We start from the raw sequence: 21,061 nt of genomic DNA, 5'->3' as shown, positions 1-21,061 counted from the left end.
TTTCAGACGGCCCAGGGAGTGTAGTCAGAAAACGTTGCGGCGGTATTTTTGGTCAAAATCCGCATCTGCTGCGTTAGGTAGCGTAGCGGACTTGCGAAGCTAAAATGCTCGCAAGATGTCCAATCTTGCTGCGCTTTTTGCCTTGCATCTGCGGATTTTTCCTCAAAAAACCGCTTCACAAGTAATTCTGACTACACCCCCTAGCGCGATTATAGGCTTAGCCGCGCCTTCCCGCACCAATCCGGCACATATAACGAAACACCATAAACAAAGCAAAAACCGTTCCTTTGGTTTCTTTTCAGACGGCCTTATGATGCGCGCACGATAAAACAGAAAGCACAACCATGAGCCACTATCCGATTTTTGCCGATTTAAACCGCCGCGCCGTTTTGCTGGTGGGCGCGGGGCACATCGCCGAACGCAAGGCCGAAAGCCTGCTGGCGGCGGGCGCGCAGGTGCGGGTGGCGGCAGAAAAACTCAGCCCGCGTTTTGAAGAATGGCAGCGGCAGCAGCGCATTATCTGGTTGGGCAAAACTTTTCAGACGGCCTTTTTAGACGACGTTTTCCTAGCGGTGGCCGCCACCGACGACCACGAACTCAACCGGCAGGTTTTCCAAGCCGCCGAAGCGCGCGGCAAGTTTTGCAACACCGTCGACAACCTCGATTTGTGTTCGTTTATCGTGCCCGCCGTGATTGACCGCAGCCCGATTAAAATCGCCGTGTCCAGCGGCGGCACTTCGCCCGTGCTGGCGCGGCAGTGGCGGCAGGCCATCGAAACACTGGTGCCGCTGCACACCGGCAAAATGGCCGCCATCGCAGGCGCATGGCGCACGCGCGTGAAACAGGCCATCGGCAGCACGGCCGAACGCCGCCGCTTTTGGGAAAACCTGTTTGCAGGCCGTTTCAGCACCTTTGCCGCCCAAGGCGACCAAGCCGCCGCCGAAGCCGAATTGCAGGCGCAGCTCAACCATTGGCAGCCCAACCGCGGCGAAGTGGTGCTGGTGGGCGCAGGCCCCGGCGACGCCGGCCTGTTAACCCTGCACGCCTTGCAGGCCATACAGGCCGCCGACGTGGTGCTGTATGACGCGCTGGTTTCCGACGAAATCATGGCGATGGTGCGCAAAGACGCCGATAAAATCAGCGTCGGCAAACGCGCGGGCGCACACCATGTGCAACAGGAAGCCACCAACCGCCTGCTGGTGGAATACGCCAACGAAGGCAAGCGCGTGGTGCGCCTCAAAGGCGGCGACCCCTTCGTGTTCGGGCGCGGCGGCGAAGAAGCGCAAGTGCTGGCCGAAGCCGGTATCCCCTACCGCATCGTGCCGGGCGTAACCGCCGCGCTGGGCGCCACCGCCTATGCAGGCATTCCGCTCACCCACCGCGACTCGGCCCAAAGCGCGCTGTTTATCACCGGCCATTGCCGCCGCAACGGCGAAGAACCCGATTGGCGCACGCTCGCGCTCAGCAACCAAACGCTGGTGGTGTATATGGGCACGCTCAAAGCCGCCGACATCACCGCCAAACTCATCGAACACGGCCGCAGCGCCGACACCCCCGTGGCCGTGGTTTCCAACGGCACCCTGCCCAACCAAAGCGTGCAGACAGGCCGTCTGAAAGATTTGCCCGCCATGGCCGCGCAAGCCGAACGCCCCGCCCTGATGGTTATCGGCGAAGTCGTATCCCTGCGCGGCAGCCTGCGCTGGTATGGCGACCGCGAGCTTCCCACCCAACCCGAGCAAGCCGCCTGAACACCGCCGGTTTTCATCTATCGGTTGAGGCCGTCCGAAAAATATCTGTTTTTCAGACGGCCTCAACCGATATATCATTTATATCATTTGATATATCATCTGAAACCTTTGCAAAAATCCGTTTAGGCCGTCTGAAAAACCATGCCGACCATTTTGATTGTGCGCCCCGAAGCACAAGCCGCCGCCGACATCGCCGCTTGCGAAGCCGCAGGCTGGCGCGCGCTGCCGTTCAGCCCGATAAGCCTCGAGCCGGACAACCACGCCCTGAGCCGCCTCAACGCGCAATTCCAAACCGCACAAGCCGTGTTTTGGGTCAGCCCCGGCGCAGTCGGCACCGCCGCCCCGCATATCGACTTTTCAAACGGCCGCATCGTGCAGATTACCGTCGGGCAGGCCAGCCGCAACGCCCTGGCAAAATTCTGCCCCCACCCCGTTATCAGCCCCAAAACCGGCAACGACAGCGAAGCCGTGCTGGCGCTGCCGGTTTGGGCGGGCCTGCCCGCAGGGGCGCAGGTGTTGATTATCCGCGGCCACGGCGGGCGGAATCTGCTGGCAAACGAACTGCGCCGGCGCGGTTTTGCCGTTAACATAGCCGAAGTGTATTTCAGACGGCCCAAGCCTTTGGATTGGCAGGTTTTCGAAGCCGAAAAGCCCCAAGCCGCCTACATCACTTCCGCCGAAATGGTGCGCGAACTGTTCGCCCGGGCGCCGGATAGAATCACCCAAGTTTTAAGAACCTTGTTATACTTCACCCATCACCCGCGTATCGCCGATGCCCTCCGCAGCGCCGGAGCACAACGAATCGAGCTGGTCGAGCGGTTAAACCCGCATTCACTCGTGTCTGTTGCCATTTAATTGCCGACAGGCTTTAAACCATGCGCCTCACGGAGCAGCGAATGAACGAACCCAACGGAAACACCCCCGAAAACCACCCGCCCGAAAGCACACCGGAGCAGTCGAAACAACTGCTGGTGGTTTCTTCAGACGGCACCGTCAGGCCGTCTGAAAACCCCGCAAACGGCGAGCCTACCGAAAGCGGCAGCCTCAAAAAAACCAAAGCTCCGAAATATTCCGACAACACCAAAGGCTTCGCCGCCGCCGCACCCAACAACCCCGAACCCGCAGGAAACCTTCTTATGTCTGAATCGAAAAACCCCCAGCCCCTCGTTACCCCCGTGGTAATCAAGCAATCATCGGGCCGGGCCGTTGCCGTTGTGGCGCTGGCTCTGTCGGTATTGGCTTTGGGCGCCGGCGGCTTTCTGTTCGTGCAGGGCCAAAACCTTCTGAAAGCCCAAGAACTCGACTTCAACCAAAAAATCGACAAAGCCGCGCTGGGCGAATCGGGCAACGCCTCCATGCTGCAAGACGCCCTGCGCAGGCAAAACGAAAGCCAGGCGGTGTTAGACCAGATTATCAGCAACCAAAAGCAAAACACCGATAAAATCGCCGCCGCCAACCGCGCCTACCAAGAGCTGCTCAAAGGCCGTGCCGACTGGCTGGTCGATGAAACCGAAACCATGCTCAACCTGGCTTCGCAGCAGCTGCTGCTCACCGGCAACGTGCCCGCCGCCGTTACCGTGCTCGAAAACATCGAAAGCCGCCTAAGCCGTTTCGACCACCCCGAGCTGCTGCCCATCAAACAAGCCGTAGCCAACGATTTAACCGCGTTGAAAAACCGCCCCTATCTCGACGTTTCGGCCACCTCGCTGCGCCTCGACCGTTTGGAAGCCGCCGTAGCCGGCCTGCCGCTCACCGTTGACGGCACCCTAAAACCCGGCCAAGCCGCACTGCAGGCCGCCGCACCCGCCGCCAACCTTTCGTGGTGGGAAAACGCCTGGCAGAAATCGCTCGCCGCCCTGAAAGGCATGGTGGAAGTGCGCCGCCTGAACAATAACGACGCCATGCTGATGGCGCCCGACCAAGCCTATTTCGTGCGCGAAAACCTGCGCCTGCGCCTGCTCGACGCGCGCACCGCCCTGCTGCAACACAACGGCGAGGTGTATCTCAACGATTTGAACAGCGCCGAAGCCGCCGTAAAACAGTATTTCGACGCTTCTTCGCCCGCCACCCAATCCTGGCTACGCGAAGTGGGCGATTTGAAAGCGCTCGATTTGCGTGCCGTGGCCGACGATGCGCTGAAAAGCAGCCTGAACGCCGTGCGCAACTATCAGGAAACCGTGCGCCCCAGCCGCCCCGCCGTGCTGCCTGAAGCCGCATCCGCCCCTGCCGCCGCAGCGGCTTCCGCCCCCGCCGCACCGGCACAGGCATCCGCCCCTGCTCCCGTTGCCCCTGCCTCGCCCTCCACCATTACCCCCAAACCCGAAGAAGCATCCAAACCCGTGAAACCGACCACCGTGCCGGGCGAGCGCAAACCCGCCGCCAATCAGGCTGAAGTGAAAGGGGAACGCGCATGAGAGGGCTGATTTGGATTATCGTATTGTTCGCCGTGGCCGTGGGCTTGGCGGTTGCCGCCGGCTCTTATAACGGCAACGTGTATGTGGTGGTGGAGCAAACCCTGCTGCGCATTAACCTGCACGCCTTTATTCTCGGCCTGATTGCGCTGGTGGTGGTGCTGTATCTGCTGGTGCGCCTGATTGCCGCCATTCTCAACGTGCCGGGCCGTATGCAGCGTTTCGGTACCGCGCGCAAAGGCCGTCAGGCCGCCCACGCGCTCAACAACGCCGGTTTGGCGTATTTCGAAGGCAAATTCCAAAAAGCCGAACAAGAAGCCGCCAAAGTGCTGGCCAACAAAGAAGCGGGCGACAACCGCACGCTGGCGCTGATGCTGGGCGCGCACGCCGCCGACCAGATGGACGACACCGCCCTGCGCGACCGTTATCTGAAAGACATCGAATCGCTGCCCGCCAAACAGCAGCTTTCGCGCCATCTGCTGCTGGCCGAATCCGCACTCGGCCGCCGCGACTACCCCGCCGCCGAAAACCACCTTGCCGCCGCCGCGCAAATCAACCCCAGCCTCACCCGTCTGGTGCGCCTGCAATTGCGCTATGCGTTTGATAAGGGCAATGCGCTCGATGTGCTCGACAAGGCCGACAAACTGGTTAAAGCCGGCGCAATCAGCGATTACGAAGCCGAACAATACCAAGGCTGGGCCTACCGCCGCCTGCTGGCGCTGGCCTCCGATGCGGGTGGTTTGAAAGCCTGCCTGAAGCGTATTCCCGAAAGCCTCAAAGCAGGCGATTTGTGCGTGCCGGTTGCCGAAAAATACCAACGTTTGGGCATGTATGCCCAAGCCGTGAAATGGGTGAACGAGTATTACCCGAAAACGCAGCAAACCGAGCTTTTGGAACCGCTGGTTGAAAGCGTGCGCTTTTTGGGCGACAAAGAACAGCGCCGCGCCATCGACACCGCCGACGGCTGGCTGCAAGCCCACCCCGACAATGCCCGCCTGCTGATGTATCTCGGCCGGCTTGCCTACGACAAACAGTTGTGGGGCAAAGCGCAGGGCTACCTCGAAGCCAGCATCGCCCTAAAACCCGAAGTGCCCGCCCGCTTGGCGCTGGCCAAAGTGTTCGACGCCACCGAAGAGCCTGAAAAAGCCGAAACGCAGCGCAAACTGGCGCTGGAAAGCGTGGTGCACGAAGAAGGCGAAACCGCACTTCTGCCCGCACACAAATAAACCCGGCACCGTTTGAAGCCCCAAACCTTTCAACAAGCAAACAGGCCGTCTGAAACCTTTTCAGACGGCCTTATCCCGAACAACCGAAAGATAAATATGACCACTTTGAAAAACGACACCTTCCTGCGCGCGCTGCTCAAACAACCCGTCGAATACACCCCCGTGTGGATGATGCGCCAGGCCGGCCGCTACCTGCCCGAATACAAAGCCACCCGCGCGCGCGCCGGCAGCTTTCTCGACTTGTGCAAAAACACCGATCTGGCCACCGAAGTAACCATACAGCCGCTCGAACGTTTCGATTTGGACGCCGCGATTCTGTTTTCCGACATCCTCACCGTGCCCGACGCCATGGGCTTGGGCCTGTATTTTGCCGAAGGCGAAGGCCCGAAATTCGAGCGGCCGCTGCAACACGAAGCCGACATCGCCAAACTTGCCGTGCCCGACATGGCCAAGCTGCAATATGTGTTTGACGCCGTCGCTTCCATCCGCCGCGCCCTAAACGGCCGCGTGCCCCTAATCGGCTTTTCCGGCAGCCCGTTCACGCTGGCCTGCTATATGGTGGAAGGCGGCGGCGGCAAAGAATTCCGCACCGTCAAAACCATGATGTATTCGCGCCCCGAGCTGCTGCACAAAATCTTAGACACCAACGCGCAGGCCGTTACCGCCTACCTGAACGCCCAAATCGACGCCGGCGCGCAAGCCGTGCAGATTTTCGACACTTGGGGCGGCGTATTGAGCGACGCGGCCTTTGAAGCATTCAGCCTGCGCTATATGAAGCAGATTTCAGACGGCCTCAAGCGCGAAAGCGAAGGCCGCCGCGTGCCGCTGATTGTGTTCACCAAAGGCGGCGGCCTGTGGCTGGAAAAAATGGCCGCCATCGGCGCCGACGCACTGGGCCTCGATTGGACGTGCAACATCGGCGAAGCCCGCAGGCGCGTGGGCAGCCAAGTTGCCCTGCAAGGCAATTTCGACCCCTTCGCCCTCTTCGGCACGCCCGAGGGCATCCGCGCCGAAGCCGCGCGCATTCTGGCCGCCTACGGCAGCGGCAGCGGCCATGTGTTCAACCTCGGCCACGGCATCAACCAACACGCCAACCCCGAACACGCCAAGATACTGGTGGACGCCGTGCACGAATTATCGCGCCCCTATCACGGCTAAACCGTAAGAAAACTTAACCACCTGCAAAACAAAACACCTGCGTCATACTCGGGCTTGACCCGAGTATCTTTTTGTTTTCCAAAAACTTTCGGCAGAATGAGATACTCGGATCAAGCCCGAGTATGACGTATGTGATTTTTCTTAAGTTGGTTAGCTATCCAACCCCGTCAAAACCCGCCGACTTTTTCCAGCAAAGCATGAACATTCCGTTCGGTTTGCACCGCCACTTCTTCCGGCGCGATGCCCCGCAGCTGCGCGGTAACGGCCGCGATTTCACGCACGTTGGCCGGTGTGTTGACCGCGTTTTTCAACATAAACGGGCTGTCCGTTTCCAACACGATGTCTTCCAGCGGCAGTTCCGCCACCGCCCGGCGGGCTTTGCGCGCAGCCGGATTGAGCAGCAGCGAGCCTATGCCGATTTTGAACCCGCAGCCCGTGAGTGCCCGCGCCTCTTCCAAACTGCCGGAAAACGCATGGGCGATACCGCCCTGCGTGAAACGGCAGCGTTTCACCGACTGCACCACGGCAGCCGTGGCTTTCAGATTATGAACAATCACCGGACGGCGCAGCCGTTGCGCCAAAACAAGCTGCCTCTCGAACACCTCAACCTGCCACAGCCGCTCTTCCTGCGTTTGCGCCCCGCCGTAATCCAAACCGATTTCACCCGCCAACGCCTGCGGGTGTTGCGCCAACTGCTGTTCAAGGCAGGCAAAATCGGCTTCTGTTGCCGCGTCGGCAAACCACGGATGGATACCGAACGCGATATAAACCGACGGCGGGGCCGACAAAGCCGCCACATCGGCAAAATCCCCGCGCTGCGTAGCGGGCACGATAAAGCGGTACACACCGGCCGCGCGCGCGGCGGCCAAAACCTGCGGCAAGCTGCCGAGCAAGGCGGGATCGGCAAGGTGGCAATGGGTGTCGGTTAACTGCATGGCAACAACTTTCAAATAACTGCGGCAATCATATCAGGCCGTCTGAAAGCGGCAAAATCTTTCAGACGGCCTGTAACGTTTACTGCAGCTACCAAAATCATGGATTGTAGCCGAATTCCCCTACTTCGCTTGAGACTTTATACAACGATACCAAGCCGGTGTGTAGACGGGCGGTGGCCTCGTTCAGACAGCGTCCCCATCCCACAAGTCGAACTCCCATGCAGCGTCGAGATCTGCCTGATAAAACGAGCACGGCTCGCTCTCACCAGCTTGGTCAGCGATTCGTTACCGCGTTGATCATGTGGGTTTTGCGGCCGTATTCGCTTACACGGCGGCAGCCGGCCTGTGTACTTGCCTCCACCTGCGACCCGCTTTGGGTGGCGGTGATACCTTGATCAGGCTCAACTTTTGGCAAAGCACAGTGTTGTGGTTTGTAGGTCGCGGCTGCCTACTGTCAATACTGGGTCAGCTTTCAAATGTCACCCTAATACACGCACATTTCCACCACTCGATAGCAGCCCTCGAACGTTAGCGAAAGCTGACAGATATGACTTTACCTTAAAACGTCAGGTAGTTATCAGCATCGTTAGCCTGCCAATACGGTAGGCCAAATCACACGCCCACTGCCACCAAAGTCAGCATACCCAAGACCAAGGCCGTTTTTTTGATATGGTGCTCAGGAAACAAAATCAGCAAAATGATGATAAGCTTCTGATATGCCTATTAAAAATAAGTACCAAAAGTTCAGTAAAATTACCGAATCAAAATTCCGTCAGATCCTGCGCCTTTTCGCACTTGATTTGACCGCTTCCGATACCGCCAGACTCACCGGCATCAGTACCTGAAGTGTCAATAATCTGGGGGCTTAGGAAGCAAAATCACTAAATATAATGACAACCTTCTGAAATGAAATTAAAAACAAGTATCAAAAGTTCAGTAAAATTACCGAACCAAATTCCGTCAGATCCTGCAGCTTTTCGCCTTGGATTTAACCGCTTCCGATACCGTCAAACTGACAGGAATCAGTATCAGAAGCATCAACGTCTCCTCGTTTGAGGATGCCGAAACGATGGTTTTACCGCCCGCTCCGCGTCTGCGTTTATCTCGGATGCTCTTTGAACCAAAATAGGATTCGTCTAATTCTACGATGTCGGGCGTAGCCGTTCGTATTCGTCAGCCAAACGCCAGCGCAACTTCAAGTACAGGCCAAGGTTTATACCGAAATCGTTCCCGATGCTTCCAAAGCAACGCTGCAAAAGGGTTATCAGAGGCCATATCACGATCAAGAGTGTGATTCAATACCGATGGCTGGCGGGGCTATCATAGATTGGTCGGCATGGGTTTTGCGAAACATTTCAGAGTGCATCACGGCGGCAATGAGTTTGTTCAAGATACGCAACATATCAACGGTATTGAATCCTTTTGAAGCTATTCCAAGCATCGCTTGGTACAATTTAACGGGGGTGCCGAAGCATACCTTTTACCTGCATTTAAAAGAAACCGGGTTTCGCTTCAACCACCGACATAATGATCTGTATAAAGTACTATTGAAAATGTTTCGGGAAGACCCTTTAAAATAAATCTTGCCTCCTAAGCCTCTTAGTAAAAGATTGATTTTTCAAATCTAAATTTAAAAACAATATACACTCTAGTAAGTAACCTGTGTGCTATGGCTGCTTTACGCAATATAGCCTTTTGCTACACAAACAGCCAAAATAAAATCAAGAGAGGAACAATAATTGGGGAAGCTACAATCAAAAAACAGGAAAATCTGGCATACCGTTTTCTATCACGAACATGACGAATTGCTATAAATAGACATAAAGATGATATCGCAGCCAATCCTGCACAAAGTAGTAGCATCATTGGGATTAAATTATCTTCAGCTCGTATCCCACCTGTTTGCTGTAAACTGATATAGGGAATATATAAACAAACAATGAACAAGGCAGGAATGTAAACTATTATCGCTGCTAAAATCCATAAGGCACGATGATTTACCATAAAATTTTTCTTTATGTAAGATATACGCAGTTAACCAACTTAAAAAATACATTTAGCATAATTAGGCTTAAATTCAAGTATTCCAAAATCTGCTGAAACCCCAAGATACTCGGGGTAATCCCGATTATGGCGGAACTGTTACTAAAATTAAGTGGTTTAACTATAGCATAAAATATATAGTGAATTCAAATAAAAACTCCGAAATGAAATAACTGCATTCAAACTTGCAATTGGGCGATATGCTAAAGAATCGTTTTACCCTACTTCGGCATTCTTATTTTAATCCACTATAAAATCTTAATTTTCCTATATAACAGGCCGTCTGAAACGTTTCAGACGGCCTGTATTGTCTAGAAGCTTAAACAATCGGTCCGGTTAATCAAGCCGGGTCGAAAGCGGCGCGGAAGATGCCGATAATCTGCTCTTTGTTGGCTTGAATCGGGTTGGTGAAACCGCAAACGTCTTTCAGCGAGTTTTCGGCCAATACGTCGAAATCTTCTTCTTTCACACCCAATTCTTTCAGCGATTTCGGGATGCCGACGATGCGCGCCAGTTTGGTGATGGCGTCGATAACATCCAGCCCGGCCAAATCGGGGTTGTTTTTGCCCAAAATCGCACCGATTTCATCCAAGCGCGCTTTGGCGGCCTGTTGGTTGAAGCGTTCTACGTGGGGCAGCAGCAAGGCGTTGCAGACACCGTGCGGCAGATCGTAGAAACCGCCCAATTGGTGCGCCATGGCGTGTACATAGCCGAGCGAGGCGTTGTTGAATGCCATGCCCGCCATAAACTGCGCATACGCCATTTGCTCGCGCGCCTCTTTGTTTTTCGGGTCGCTCACGGCGGTGGGCAGGTAACGGGCAATCAACTCGATGGCTTTAACGGCCACGGCATCGGTAATCGGCGAAGCGGCGGTGGAAACATAGGCTTCCACGGCGTGGGTAAGCGCGTCCATACCGGTGGCGGCGGTGAGGGGGGCGGGCATACCTTCCATCAGGGCGGGTTCGTTTACCGACAACAGCGGGGTAACGTGTTTATCGACGATGGCCATTTTCACATGGCGGGTTTCGTCGGTGATGATGGTGAAACGTGTCATTTCCGAAGCCGTGCCGGCGGTGGTGTTGATGGCCACTAGCGGGATTTGCGGTTTTTTGGATTTATCCAAACCTTCGTAGTCTTCGATTTTGCCGCCGTTGGCCGCCACGATGGCGATGGCTTTGGCTGCATCGTGAGAAGAACCGCCGCCCAGAGAAATCACGCAGTCGGCGCTGCTTTCTTTCAGTTTCGCCAAACCGGCATTAACATTGTTTACGGTGGGGTTGGGTTGCACTTGGTCGAATACGGCATAATCGATGCCTTTTTCTTTCAGCAAGCCGCCGATTTGGTCGGCCACGCCCATTTTGCTCAAACCGCCGTCGGTTACGATCAAGGCTTTTTTCAGGCCGAGCGCGGCAATCGCGTCCATCGCCTGAGCCAGCGCACCGGCGCCGATAATGTTTTGAACGGGCATGAAGAATTGTGTTGCCATGGTAGTGCTCCTTATGTAGTTTGCAGAAATGAATCCGCCGATGTTTTATTTTTCTTAAACTGCCTGTACACCGACGCTGTCAAAATTGCCACAAGGTGCCGGCGGCTGCAAGCCGCAAAACCACCTGCGCTTGTTTTTTAGCGTTATTTTGCATATGTTAAATATTTAAAACATATTTTCACTTTAATTACTTTACCCGTCAAAAAGGCCGTCTGAAAAAATTCCAACCGCATCGTTGTGCGTTGCTGAATCTTTTCAGACGGCCTCAGGCAAACCGGAACCGCGCCTTATCCGCGCATGGTTTCTTCGATGGCAGCCACGCTTTTCGGCGCGGCGGCGGTGTAGTTTTCGCAGCCGCTTTCCGTAACCAGCACATTATCTTCGACGCGGATGCCGATATTGTGGAAGCAGGCGGGGATATCGGCGGCGGCGGCGATATAAATGCCCGGCTCCACGGTGGTGCACATACCTGCTTGCAACACTGCCGGCCGGCCGCCGGTATCGTGCACATCCAAGCCCACCCAATGCCCCAAGCCGTGCATATAGTAGCGTTTGAATGCGCCCGACTCGATATTGCCCTCCACCGTGCCCGCCAGCAGTTTGAAATCGACCATGCCGCGCGCGAGAATATTAAGGGCGGTTTGTTGGATACCGGCCCAAGCGGCTCCCGGCTTCACCGCGGCGATGGCGGCTTCGTTGGCCGCCAGCACCACTTCGTAAAGGTCTTTCTGCGCGCCGCCGAATCTGCCGTTTACGGGAAAGGTGCGGGTAATATCGCCCGCATAGCCCTGATATTCGGCACCCGCGTCAACCAGCAGCAAATCACCGTTTCGCAGTGTGTCATTGTTGGCGGTATAGTGCAGGCAGCAGGCGTTTTTACCGCCCGCCACAATGCTGGGATAGGCGGGAAACCGCGCACCGCGGCGCATGAATTCGTGCAGCAATTCGGCCTCTATATGCAGCTCGCTGATGTCGGGCCGGGTTTTCTGCATCGCGCGGATATGTGCGGCCGCGCTGATTTCACCCGCCGTTTTCAGCAGGTCGGTTTCGTGCCTGTCTTTAATCAGGCGCATTCCGTCCAAACACGCTGCCAGATTTTCAACCGCCGCACCGTTTTTTATTTTCTGCCAATGCCTAACCAATGCCTGCCCCGCTGCGCCGCCCTCTTCCGGCAGCACCAACAGCCGTTGCGCATTTTGCAGGATTTTAGGCATCTGTTCCCGCCAGCTTGCGATGCTGTACGCCGCATCCATGCCGAATGCTTCGCGCGCGGCGTCCGCCCCGTAGCGGAAGCCTTCCCATATTTCGCTCACATCGTCTTTATCACGGCAGAACAACACGGCGGCTTGCGCCGAACCGTCGAGCACCAGCACCGATTCCGGCTCGGGAAAGCCGGTGAGGTAATGGAAATAGCTGTTTTGGCGGTAGGGGAAAAACGTATCGTTGCTGCGGCGCTGCTCGGGGGCGGCAAACAACACCGCCACGCTGCCGCTGCCGATTTGCCCAAGCAAACGGCGACGGCGTTCGACAAACGGGGTCATGTTTGGCTCTCTGTCAAAATAAAACATCGGTTAATATTGCGGCCTGTTTTTTCAGACGGCCTTATTGATGTTAAGCGGTTTTTTTAACCGCCCGTTTGGCTGCGGAAACCTTGTACGCCAACCACAATGCCACAGCCGCGCCGAACACATCGGCCAAACCGTCGGCAATGCTGCCTTCGCGCGTTCGGGTAAACAACGCCTGCGCCATTTCACTACCTGCTGCAACCAGCACGGCCGACACAAACAATAGCCGGTAAGGCACGGCGAGGCGGTCTTGCATAAAGGCTTTGGCCAACAACCAAAACTGGGCGAAAAACAGCGCAAAGTGCGCCACTTTGTCGAAATGGGCAAATGGCGGCGCGCCGCCGTCGGACTCTCTGAACAGCAGCGAATACACCGCGGCCATAAACCACAATACGGCAAACAGCACGAAACGGTTATTGGGCATCCGCATCTAAAGCGCCTCCTCTTCCAGCCAGGTTCGGCAGGTTTGCGCCAAGCGCTCGAATTTGCCGCCGCGTGCTTGCAGAATATCGCGCCACAAGGCCACATCGCCGCGCGAAGGCGCTTCGTCCAAACTGCATTCGTAAAGCAGAAAATCCAGCGTTTCGGCCACCACGGCGGCGGGTTCGGTGCGGATTAAATCTAAAACTGCTTGCATAACAACCAACTTAACCAAGTTAAATAAAATATGATTATAACGCTTCGGCCGGCATCCGCCAGCGCAAACCGAAGCCTTTGCAAAACCCGCCTTAGCCGTTTGAAATACCCGAACACACCCGCTTCAGTTTCACAATAGAACACAAACGAACAAAACCGAACCGCCAATCAACGGGTAAAAAAATGCACACATTCGCAAGAATGTGTGCCAAGTCTACAAAGGAGAAATAGAGGAGAAACTATCAACTGACTACTGAAATCAGTCAACGGGGCGAATTATGCCGAAACGCTGCACCCGAGTCAATTATTCCGCTTATTTTATTTTGCAATCCGGGCATTTTATTTTCACTATGCGACCTCGCCGCCACAACGGCCAAAACCCCAGCCAAACCGCTATCTGTTAGAAACCGCATCATATTACCGCCCGATACGAACCTTTTCGAAACCGCTTCCGGCCGGTTTGGTTTCGCAAGCGAATCTTACAGACAAAAAAATGCGCATATCCGGTTAAGGTATGCGCCAAGTCTACAAAGGAGAAATAGAGGAGAAAACATCAAGCTGCGCATTGCAACCTGATGTGCGTATTATGCTGATTTACAGTAAGGCAGTCAAATATTTTTTCGGATTCTGTTCGTTTGATGTTGCAAAGGCAACACAAAACCCGAATTTTCTGCCTGCAATGTTCGGTTTGTTTTCGGTTGGATGCCATCCGTTTTTTCAGACGGCCTGCCCGCCGTCTTCAAACACGCCCAATGCCTGCCAGACTTTTACCGCATCGGCGGTGGCTTTTACATCGTGCACACGCAGAATCTGCGCACCGCGCGCCACCGCTGCCAATGCCGCCGCCACGCTGCCGTGTATGCGTGCCGCAGCGTCGGCTTCGCCCGTCAGCTCGCCTATCATGCGCTTGCGCGACACGCCGATCAGCAGCGGCAGGCCGGTTTGCTGCATCAGGCTGCGCAAATGCCGCATCAGCGCGGTGTTGTGTTGCAGGTTTTTGCCGAAACCGAAACCCGGGTCGAGGGTGATGCGCCTGCGCGCGATGCCTGCTGCGGTGCAAACTGCTGCGCGCCCGTTGAGATAGCGGGCAACTTCAGCCACAACATCTTGATATTGCGGATTGTTTTGCATGGTAGCGGGCAGGCCCCGCATGTGCATCAGGCAGATACCTGTGGCAGGCTGCTGCGCCAGCAATTCTACTGCGCCGTCGTCGCTCAGGGCGGATACATCGTTGATGATGTCCACCCCGCCCTGCTCCAGCGCCCGCTGCATCACTGTCGTGCGGCGGGTGTCCAAACTCACAGGCACATTCCACGAAGCCAGCTCTTTGAGCACCGGCGCCACGCGCGCCCATTCGGTTTCGGGCGGCACATAATCCGCCCCGGGGCGGGTGGATTCGCCGCCGATGTCGAGAATGTCGGCACCTTCCTGCAACAGCCGCTCCGCGTGGTTTAATGCGGTGCGGGCGTTTTGCGAATAGGCGCCGCCGTCGGAAAACGAATCGGGCGTCAGGTTGACGATGCCCATGATTTTCGGCTGCGACAAATCAATGTTGAAGCGGCCGCTCTGCCAGTGTGTGTTCATCGGTTGTTGTCTCGGTGAAAGCGGCGGCTTGCCGCACGAAATGTTTTCAGACGGCCTAGGGAGTGTAGTCAGAAGGCTTGTGAAGCGGTTTTTTGAGGAAAAATCCGCAGGTGCAAGGCAAAAAGCACAGCAAGATTGGACATCTTGCGAGCATTTTTAACGCCGCAGGTGCGGATTTTAACCAAAAATACCGCCGCAACGCTTTCTGACTACACTCCCTAACCCGTCTGTTTTATTTCGATAATACGAAAAATTCGATCAATACGTTTTTGAAAATAAAGCCGAACACGCCCAGCCCCAAAACCAAAAACAGAATAAACATGCCGAATTTGCCGGCTTTCGATTCTTTACCCAAGTTCCAAACGATGAAACCGAGAAACACCACCAAACCGGTCAGGCAGATTTTCAGCGCCCAATCGGCAAATACTGCTTCATCCATATTTTTACCTTTTTGTTTTTTCAGACGGCCTTTATAAACAGGCCGTCTGAAAACTTATGCCAGCGCCTGTTTCAAATCGGCAATCAAATCCTGCACGTTTTCCAACCCCACCGACAAGCGCAGCAGGCCGGGCTGTATGCCGGATTCGAGTTTCGTTTCGGGCGCCATTCTGCCGTGGGTGGTTGTCCACGGATGGGTGATGGTGGAACGCACGTCGCCCAAGTTGGCGGTTTTCGAGAACACTTTGGCCGAATCGATTACTTTCCAGGCCGCTTCTTGGCCGCCTTCCACTTCAAAGGCCACCACGATGCCGCCGCTGCTTTGCTGTTTGCGCGCCAATTGCGCCTGCGGGTGGTCGTCGAAACCCGCATAATGCACCGCCTTCACCTGCGGCCGGGTGCGCAGCCACGCCGCCACCTGCGCCGCGTTGGCCGCCTGTTTTTCCATACGCACAAACAGGGTTTCCACGCCGCTGAGCAACACCCATGCGTTAAACGGCGACAGCGATACGCCCGCCGAATTCACATACAGGGCGATTTCTTTAACCAGCTCGTTCCGGCCCGCGATGATGCCGCCGAGCACCCTGCCCTGGCCGTCTATGCCTTTGGTGGCCGACTGTACCGACAAATCGGCGCCGAAGCGCAAAGGCTGCTGGATGGCGGGCGTGCAGAAACTGTTGTCCACCACCAAAAGCGCGCCCGCTTCATGGGCAATGGCGGCCAAAGCTTCGAGATCGGCCACTTCGTTCAGGGGGTTGGACGGCGTTTCAAGAAACAGCATTTTGGTGTTCGGTTTCACCGCTGCACGCCATTGCGCCACATCGGTTTGCGACACCAGCGTAACTTCGATGCCGAATTTCGACACGATGCCGCTGATAAAGCCCGCCGTGGTGCCGAACAGGCTGCGGCTGGCAATCAGATGGTCGCCCGCTTTCATAAAGGTGAAAAACGCCGCCTGAATCGCCGCCATGCCCGTGGCGGTGGCAATGCCGCTCTCGCCCGCTTCCAAAACGGCCACACGCTGCTGGAACGCCGACACGGTGGGGTTGGCGGTGCGCGAATAGGTGTAGCCTTCCACTTCTTTGGCAAACAGCGCCGCACCGTGCGCTGCGCTGTCGAACTTGAAGCTGCTGGTTAAAAACAGGGCCTGGTTGTGTTCGTTATATTCGGTTTGGCTTTTCGCGCCGCGTATCGCCAGCGTTTCGGGGTGTAGTTTATCGCTCATCGGTATACTTTCTCTGCTTGAAATAAAACCGCCCCGGAACGTGTGCACCGCCGGGCGGGAAACGGCAAACATTTTGCGCCTATTTAACGCGGGTTTCAACCTTAAGGCCGTCTGAAAGAATATAAATTTCCGGTGGGGAAAAAACAAAATTTACAACAACCCATTTGATTATTTTTCATAACAAAATCATGCATATATTTTACAAACATAAAAATAAAAATATAACACATTGAAAAAAAAAAAAAAAAAATGAAATAATTTTTACACAGCAACAGTATATGAATATTTCATCAACAAAGGACTTCGAATATGAAAAAACTTTTTATTATCGGTATTTCTTCTCTCTTGCTTGCAGCCTGCGGAAGCGGCGGCGGCGGTTCCGGCGTTGCCGAAACACCTGACGGCACCCGTATTAATTTGAATCTGAGTGATAACGGCTTAGTGGGCGGACAAACTGAAGACGGCAAGTTAGTGGGTTGGAATCAAGATTCATCTTTTTACGGCGCGTGGGTTAACAACAGTAACCAAGTTCAAGAGTTACGTTATCAAGGTACTTTAACCCCCGAAAAAGATATTCCCAACTCAGGAAAAGCCACCTACTACGGCAATGCCGTGCGCAACGACAGCCTTACCGGAGATATCATCACCGACGGCACCAGCCGTGTTACGGTTGACTTCGGCAACAAAACAGTCAGCGGCGAAATCACCATGCCGGGTCTGCGCCGCGACATCACCCTTCATGAAGGCCGCTTAAGCGGTGCCCAATATTCAGGAAACGCAAGCGTTTTAGGCAATAGCAGCGGACGTTACGAAGGTGGTTTGTTTGGAGCAAACGCTGCCGAAACTGCAGGCGTAGTTAAATTCGACAACAATTCAAGCTTGGACACCGCATTCGGCGGAAAACGTTATTGATAAATAAAACCAACCCAAAGGGAATTGATAAATGAAACTCAAACAAATCTTCGCCGCTGGTGCGGCATCTTTAGTGTTGGCTGCCTGCGGCGCAACCGGTGCGGCCTTTTCAGGCCTGGAAAAACCCGCAGAAGGCCAAAGCAAACTATATGTTTACCGCACAAAAGCACTCAAAGGCGGCGGTGTGCATTTTGACGTAAACGCCAACGATACCCGTATCGGCCATTTGCGCAACGGCGGCTATATCAGCACGGAATTGCCGCCCGGAAACTATGAAGTGTGGGCAAAAACCGAAGTGCGCCGCGGTGTTACCGTTCCGCTGCAAGCCAATGAAATCCAATGCGTTAAAGCCTCCATTGGTTTCGGCGCATTTGTCGGCAGACCGAAGTTCCAACATGTTCCCTTAGAGCAATGTAAAGCCGAAATCGCAGGAACGGTACGCAGCTTTTAATTTTTGATTTTTGAAAAAGGCCGTCTGAAAAATAGTTTTCAGACGGCCTTCAATAAAAAAGGAATACCATGAAAATAACTTCACTCTTTATTCTGCCTTTTGTTTTGTTAACCAGCGCCTGTATTAGTGTTCAAACTTATACCTCACCTGAACACCAAAAGTATCATAATAGTGATTTGAAAGTGCCCGATTCTCCTTATCCGATTCAGCTTGAAACCGAATTTTTCCGCAACGGTAAGCCTATCCCGGCTGCTTCCGCCGAATTATCAAAGGCTGTAAAAACCGTTTTACAAAATACCAAAATAGCCATTCCCCAACATCAGGCAGAAAATACCCTGAAAATTTCCGGAAATAATATTGCCGACATCGGCCAAGCAGCCGGACAAGGGTTTAAAACGGGATTAACATTAGGCTTATCAGGCAGCACCGTGCAGGACAACTATCAATTTACCTGCAGTTATCTGAATAAAAAAGAAGTATTGCTTTCTGAAACTTATCCCCATGCCATTGTTTCCAATATCGGCAATAAAGCTCCGCCTCCGGGTTTAACCTATCGGGGTAACATACCCGCCGCTTTCAACACCGTTGTGTCCGACATTGTTACCAACTGTTTGGGCGATATTCAAAAAAACGGTTATTTGGTCGAAAAATAATACGGTTGAAAAACCAACAGGCCGTCTGAAAATGCTCTTTGTTTTCAGACGGCCTTTATCCCTTTATCAATAATATAAACGTCTGCTCAATCCGAAACCCGCTCATGCGGCAGCCTGCCCGCCCAATCGACGGCAAACTGCCACGCGGTGCGGCCGGATCGGCTGCCGCGCGTGAGCGACCAGTTGAGTGCGGCTTTGCGGGCGGTTTCGTCAAAGGGCAGGCCGAAATCGGCCAACCAGTTTTCCGCGGCTTGCAGGTAGTCGTTTTGATCGAACGGGTAAAAGCTCAGCCACAGGCCGAAGCGGTCGGAAAGCGACACTTTTTCTTCCACCGCCTCTTTCGGGTGCACTTCGCCGCGGCTGCCCGTGGTGGCGAGGTTTTCGTCCATATATTCGGGCATCAGGTGGCGGCGGTTGGAGGTGGCATACACCAACACGTTGGCGCAGCGTTGCGACAGGCCGCCGTCGAGCGCGGTTTTGAGGGCTTTATAGGTTTCGTCGCCGCTTTCAAACGATAAATCATCGCAGAACACGATGAATTTTTCGGGGCGCTTTTCCAGCACACCCAACAGCGCGGGCAGCGTAACCAAATCGGTTTTGTCCACTTCGATCAGGCGCAGGCCGTCTGAAGCGTATTCGTGCAGCAGCGCTTTCACCAGTGAAGATTTGCCCGTGCCGCGCGCGCCCGTCATTAGCACGTTGTTGGCGGGGCGGCCTGCCAGAAACTGCTCGGTGTTGCGCACCAGCCGCCGCATCTGCGTATCCACCGCCGCCAAACGACCGAGCGGAAAAGTGTGCGGCTCGGGCAGGCTTTCGAGCACGCCCCTCCTGCCTATGCTCTGCCAGCGGTAAGCCAGCGCGCGCCAATCGGGTTCGGCGGCTTCGGGCGGCAGCAGGGTATCGAGGCGGCGCAACACCGAAGCGGCGAGTTTGAAGAATTTTGCGGGTTTCATAAATATGCTTTCAGATGGCCTTAACGGTTTTCGCAAACCGCTTGCTTTCGGGGTTTACAATTCCAGCTTATCCAGGCCCATGGCTTTGTCCATCGAGCCGATTTCGGTGTGGAAAGCCACGCCCAAGCGGTTCCATGCGTTGATTTGGGCGATGGAAAACACGATGTCGCACAGCTCCTGCTCGCTCAACACGGTCAGCGCGCGGCGGTAAAGTTCGTCGCTCAAACCTTCGGGGCTGAGTTTGGTTAACGCCTCGGTCAGCTCCAGCGCCATCCGTTCTTTTTCGGAAAACAGATTGCTTTCGCGCCAAACGGCAACATGGTGCAGGCGCATTTCGCGCTCGCCGTGTTTGCGGGCGGTTTTCACGTGCATATCCAAACAAAACGAGCAGCCGTTCAGCTGCGACGCGCGAATTTTGATGATTTCCTTCATCAGGACATCAATCGATAAATCGCCCAGCGCGGCTTCCACTTTCAACATTTCGTTAAATACTTTCGCGCCTTTGGCGGGGTAGTCCAGTCTTTGCATTTTTAAGCTCCGTTCGTTTCAATGGGTTTCTGATGGTTGTGAAGTATAACAAAAGGCCGTCTGAAAATTCAGACGGCCTCGTTAGAAAACACGGTTGTATCAGAACGCAACAAACTGGGTCGGGTTAACCGGTTTGCCGTTTTGGCGCACCTCGAAATGCAGCTTGGTGCGGTCGGCATCGCTGTTACCCATGCGGGCGATGGTTTGGCCGCGTTTCACGGTTTGGCCTTCTTTCACCAACAGGTTTTGGTTGTGGCCGTAGGCAGTTAAGAAGGTTTGGTTGTGCTGCACAATCACCAAATTGCCGTAACCGCGCAAGCCCGAGCCGGCATACACCACTTTGCCGTCGGCCGCAGAAACCACCGCCTGGCCGGCTTGGCCGGCGATATCTACGCCTTTGCTGTTGCCGCCGAACTGGGTGATGATGTTACCCGCCGTGGGGCGCTGCCAAGTGATGCCGGAAATCGTGCGCACGCCGCCGGTTGATACCGTGGGGGTTTTGGCGGGGCCGCTGGCCTGCGGGCGCTGCTGTGTCCGGGCATAATCGGTATTAGAGGGCGCTGAAGGCGTTGAAGATGCGGGCGGTGTGGCGGGTTTGGACGCCGTGGCGGCAGGTGCGGAGTAGCCGGCCGGTTTCACGCGCAGGTTTTGGCCTACGCTGATGGTGTTGTCGGGGCCGAGGTTGTTCCACTCGCGCAGGTTGTCTTGGGTGATGTTGTAGCGTTTGGCGATGTTGTAAACGGTGTCGCCGCGCACCACGGTGTGCGTGGCGGCATTGATGTCAACGGGTGCGTTGGAAGGAATATACGCACCGCCGCCGCTCACGGGGGCGGCGGGAGCCGCCGGTGCGGCTGTCTGCGGGTTGTAGGGTTCGGGTGCCGCGCTGGCCCCTGCCGCATTCGGGTCGTAAGGTGTGGCACCGTAGGGGTTGCTCTGCGCCGATGTGCCGGAAGCAGCGCCACCGGATGCCGTGCCTGCGGTTACGGGGGCGGCAGGCTGTTGGAACCATGAACACGCGCCCAGCATCAATACCAAAGCTGCCGAGCCGGTGCGGAATGCGGTTTTTTTCAACATAATCTGTATTACCTTCTGTTTTGTTTGGTTTAAGT

The 21,061-nt window shown here is 55.1% G+C and carries 19 protein-coding genes and 2 pseudogenes; 10 read left to right on the top strand and 11 right to left on the bottom strand.

Annotated elements, in window-relative coordinates; all coding sequences use genetic code 11:
- The first annotated feature begins 344 nt into the window (after nucleotides 1–344).
- The 5 genes from cysG to hemE all read left to right on the top strand — a co-directional run bounded on the left by cysG (nucleotide 345) and on the right by hemE (nucleotide 6,543).
- Nucleotides 345–1,748, top strand: a complete 1,404-nt coding sequence (cysG, locus tag H3L92_RS02780; RefSeq protein WP_115336285.1) for a siroheme synthase CysG — start codon at nucleotides 345–347, stop codon at nucleotides 1,746–1,748.
- Nucleotides 1,749–1,889: 141 nt separating this feature from the next.
- On the top strand, nucleotides 1,890–2,603 hold the full coding sequence (locus H3L92_RS02775; protein ID WP_085366898.1) for a uroporphyrinogen-III synthase: 714 nt from the start codon (nucleotides 1,890–1,892) through the stop codon (nucleotides 2,601–2,603).
- Nucleotides 2,604–2,884: 281 nt separating this feature from the next.
- Complete coding sequence (locus H3L92_RS02770) at nucleotides 2,885–4,162, top strand: uroporphyrinogen-III C-methyltransferase (protein ID WP_174222547.1); 1,278 nt, start codon at nucleotides 2,885–2,887, stop codon at nucleotides 4,160–4,162.
- Nucleotides 4,159–5,385 carry a heme biosynthesis HemY N-terminal domain-containing protein gene (locus H3L92_RS02765; protein WP_085365808.1) on the top strand — a complete coding sequence of 409 codons (1,227 nt, stop codon included), beginning with the start codon at nucleotides 4,159–4,161 and terminating at the stop codon, nucleotides 5,383–5,385. Before H3L92_RS02770 ends, H3L92_RS02765 begins: the two co-directional genes overlap by 4 nt.
- A gap of 96 nt (nucleotides 5,386–5,481) precedes the next feature.
- Entirely contained in the window at nucleotides 5,482–6,543 is a 1,062-nt protein-coding gene (gene hemE, locus H3L92_RS02760) for a uroporphyrinogen decarboxylase (RefSeq protein ID WP_085365807.1), read from the top strand.
- A 167-nt stretch (nucleotides 6,544–6,710) separates the two neighbouring features.
- Here hemE and H3L92_RS02755 read toward each other — a convergent pair whose 3' ends face one another.
- On the bottom strand, nucleotides 6,711–7,478 hold the full coding sequence (locus H3L92_RS02755) for a TatD family hydrolase (RefSeq protein WP_085365814.1): 768 nt from the start codon (nucleotides 7,476–7,478) through the stop codon (nucleotides 6,711–6,713).
- 716 nt (nucleotides 7,479–8,194) lie between these two features.
- On the opposite strand from H3L92_RS02755, the pseudogene H3L92_RS02750 reads away from it, so the two are divergent.
- Together H3L92_RS02750 and H3L92_RS02745 are read left to right on the top strand one after the other, a co-directional pair.
- Nucleotides 8,195–8,317 (top strand): annotated as a pseudogene (locus tag H3L92_RS02750) (IS1595 family transposase); the annotation flags it as partial.
- Between the two features lie 72 nt (nucleotides 8,318–8,389).
- Nucleotides 8,390–9,058, top strand: a pseudogene (locus H3L92_RS02745) (IS1595 family transposase).
- Between the two features lie 803 nt (nucleotides 9,059–9,861).
- Here H3L92_RS02745 and H3L92_RS02740 read toward each other — a convergent pair.
- From H3L92_RS02740 to metZ, 7 genes are all read right to left on the bottom strand, one after another.
- A complete protein-coding gene (locus tag H3L92_RS02740) occupies nucleotides 9,862–11,007 on the bottom strand; it encodes an iron-containing alcohol dehydrogenase (RefSeq protein WP_085365806.1) in 1,146 nt (381 codons plus the stop codon).
- Between the two features lie 287 nt (nucleotides 11,008–11,294).
- Nucleotides 11,295–12,548 (bottom strand): aminopeptidase P N-terminal domain-containing protein, encoded by a 1,254-nt coding sequence (locus H3L92_RS02735; RefSeq protein WP_085365805.1) that lies wholly within the window; start codon nucleotides 12,546–12,548, stop codon nucleotides 11,295–11,297.
- Nucleotides 12,549–12,618: 70 nt separating this feature from the next.
- Nucleotides 12,619–13,002, bottom strand: a complete 384-nt coding sequence (locus H3L92_RS02730) for a VanZ family protein (protein WP_085365804.1) — start codon at nucleotides 13,000–13,002, stop codon at nucleotides 12,619–12,621.
- The gene (locus H3L92_RS02725; protein ID WP_085365803.1) at nucleotides 13,003–13,209 is read right to left on the bottom strand and encodes a dioxygenase; all 207 of its coding nucleotides are present in this window, start codon (nucleotides 13,207–13,209) and stop codon (nucleotides 13,003–13,005) included.
- 716 nt (nucleotides 13,210–13,925) lie between these two features.
- Entirely contained in the window at nucleotides 13,926–14,792 is an 867-nt protein-coding gene (gene folP / locus H3L92_RS02720) for a dihydropteroate synthase (protein ID WP_085365802.1), read from the bottom strand.
- Nucleotides 14,793–15,024: 232 nt separating this feature from the next.
- Nucleotides 15,025–15,231, bottom strand: a complete 207-nt coding sequence (locus tag H3L92_RS02715) for a DUF2788 domain-containing protein (protein WP_085365801.1) — start codon at nucleotides 15,229–15,231, stop codon at nucleotides 15,025–15,027.
- Between the two features lie 54 nt (nucleotides 15,232–15,285).
- Nucleotides 15,286–16,455, bottom strand: coding sequence for an O-succinylhomoserine sulfhydrylase (gene metZ / locus H3L92_RS02710; protein WP_085365813.1), 1,170 nt, complete (start codon nucleotides 16,453–16,455; stop codon nucleotides 15,286–15,288).
- A 309-nt stretch (nucleotides 16,456–16,764) separates the two neighbouring features.
- Between metZ and H3L92_RS02705 the strand changes: the two genes are divergently transcribed.
- The 3 genes from H3L92_RS02705 to H3L92_RS02695 all read left to right on the top strand — a co-directional run bounded on the left by H3L92_RS02705 (nucleotide 16,765) and on the right by H3L92_RS02695 (nucleotide 18,471).
- Entirely contained in the window at nucleotides 16,765–17,367 is a 603-nt protein-coding gene (locus H3L92_RS02705) for a Slam-dependent surface lipoprotein (RefSeq protein ID WP_085365800.1), read from the top strand.
- Nucleotides 17,368–17,398: 31 nt separating this feature from the next.
- Nucleotides 17,399–17,818 carry a DUF2846 domain-containing protein gene (locus tag H3L92_RS02700; protein ID WP_085365799.1) on the top strand — a complete coding sequence of 140 codons (420 nt, stop codon included), beginning with the start codon at nucleotides 17,399–17,401 and terminating at the stop codon, nucleotides 17,816–17,818.
- 68 nt (nucleotides 17,819–17,886) lie between these two features.
- The gene (locus H3L92_RS02695) at nucleotides 17,887–18,471 is read left to right on the top strand and encodes a hypothetical protein (protein ID WP_085365798.1); all 585 of its coding nucleotides are present in this window, start codon (nucleotides 17,887–17,889) and stop codon (nucleotides 18,469–18,471) included.
- Between the two features lie 86 nt (nucleotides 18,472–18,557).
- On the opposite strand, the gene H3L92_RS02690 is transcribed toward H3L92_RS02695, so the two are convergent.
- From H3L92_RS02690 to H3L92_RS02680, 3 genes are all read right to left on the bottom strand, one after another.
- Nucleotides 18,558–19,424 carry an ATP-binding protein gene (locus tag H3L92_RS02690; RefSeq protein ID WP_085365797.1) on the bottom strand — a complete coding sequence of 289 codons (867 nt, stop codon included), beginning with the start codon at nucleotides 19,422–19,424 and terminating at the stop codon, nucleotides 18,558–18,560.
- 54 nt (nucleotides 19,425–19,478) lie between these two features.
- Entirely contained in the window at nucleotides 19,479–19,952 is a 474-nt protein-coding gene (locus H3L92_RS02685) for a carboxymuconolactone decarboxylase family protein (protein ID WP_085365796.1), read from the bottom strand.
- A 99-nt stretch (nucleotides 19,953–20,051) separates the two neighbouring features.
- Entirely contained in the window at nucleotides 20,052–21,026 is a 975-nt protein-coding gene (locus H3L92_RS02680; protein ID WP_085365795.1) for a peptidoglycan DD-metalloendopeptidase family protein, read from the bottom strand.
- Nucleotides 21,027–21,061 lie beyond the last annotated feature (35 nt).

This window comes from Neisseria dentiae (assembly GCF_014055005.1).
Classification (GTDB): domain Bacteria; phylum Pseudomonadota; class Gammaproteobacteria; order Burkholderiales; family Neisseriaceae; genus Neisseria; species Neisseria dentiae.
This window is presented reverse-complemented; position numbering and strand designations above follow the sequence as displayed.

Excerpts from the sequence above, each read along its gene's own strand:
- cysG (WP_115336285.1), top strand. The coding sequence starts at position 345 with ATGAGCCACTATCCGATTTTTGCCGATTTAAACCGCCGCGCCGTTTTG.
- H3L92_RS02775 (WP_085366898.1), top strand. The coding sequence starts at position 1,890 with ATGCCGACCATTTTGATTGTGCGCCCCGAAGCACAAGCCGCCGCCGAC.
- H3L92_RS02770 (WP_174222547.1), top strand. The coding sequence starts at position 2,885 with ATGTCTGAATCGAAAAACCCCCAGCCCCTCGTTACCCCCGTGGTAATC.
- H3L92_RS02765 (WP_085365808.1), top strand. The coding sequence starts at position 4,159 with ATGAGAGGGCTGATTTGGATTATCGTATTGTTCGCCGTGGCCGTGGGC.
- hemE (WP_085365807.1), top strand. The coding sequence starts at position 5,482 with ATGACCACTTTGAAAAACGACACCTTCCTGCGCGCGCTGCTCAAACAA.
- H3L92_RS02755 (WP_085365814.1), bottom strand. The coding sequence starts at position 7,478 with ATGCAGTTAACCGACACCCATTGCCACCTTGCCGATCCCGCCTTGCTC.
- H3L92_RS02740 (WP_085365806.1), bottom strand. The coding sequence starts at position 11,007 with ATGGCAACACAATTCTTCATGCCCGTTCAAAACATTATCGGCGCCGGT.
- H3L92_RS02735 (WP_085365805.1), bottom strand. The coding sequence starts at position 12,548 with ATGACCCCGTTTGTCGAACGCCGTCGCCGTTTGCTTGGGCAAATCGGC.
- H3L92_RS02730 (WP_085365804.1), bottom strand. The coding sequence starts at position 13,002 with ATGCGGATGCCCAATAACCGTTTCGTGCTGTTTGCCGTATTGTGGTTT.
- H3L92_RS02725 (WP_085365803.1), bottom strand. The coding sequence starts at position 13,209 with ATGCAAGCAGTTTTAGATTTAATCCGCACCGAACCCGCCGCCGTGGTG.
- folP (WP_085365802.1), bottom strand. The coding sequence starts at position 14,792 with ATGAACACACACTGGCAGAGCGGCCGCTTCAACATTGATTTGTCGCAG.
- H3L92_RS02715 (WP_085365801.1), bottom strand. The coding sequence starts at position 15,231 with ATGGATGAAGCAGTATTTGCCGATTGGGCGCTGAAAATCTGCCTGACC.
- metZ (WP_085365813.1), bottom strand. The coding sequence starts at position 16,455 with ATGAGCGATAAACTACACCCCGAAACGCTGGCGATACGCGGCGCGAAA.
- H3L92_RS02705 (WP_085365800.1), top strand. The coding sequence starts at position 16,765 with ATGAAAAAACTTTTTATTATCGGTATTTCTTCTCTCTTGCTTGCAGCC.
- H3L92_RS02700 (WP_085365799.1), top strand. The coding sequence starts at position 17,399 with ATGAAACTCAAACAAATCTTCGCCGCTGGTGCGGCATCTTTAGTGTTG.
- H3L92_RS02695 (WP_085365798.1), top strand. The coding sequence starts at position 17,887 with ATGAAAATAACTTCACTCTTTATTCTGCCTTTTGTTTTGTTAACCAGC.
- H3L92_RS02690 (WP_085365797.1), bottom strand. The coding sequence starts at position 19,424 with ATGAAACCCGCAAAATTCTTCAAACTCGCCGCTTCGGTGTTGCGCCGC.
- H3L92_RS02685 (WP_085365796.1), bottom strand. The coding sequence starts at position 19,952 with ATGCAAAGACTGGACTACCCCGCCAAAGGCGCGAAAGTATTTAACGAA.
- H3L92_RS02680 (WP_085365795.1), bottom strand. The coding sequence starts at position 21,026 with ATGTTGAAAAAAACCGCATTCCGCACCGGCTCGGCAGCTTTGGTATTG.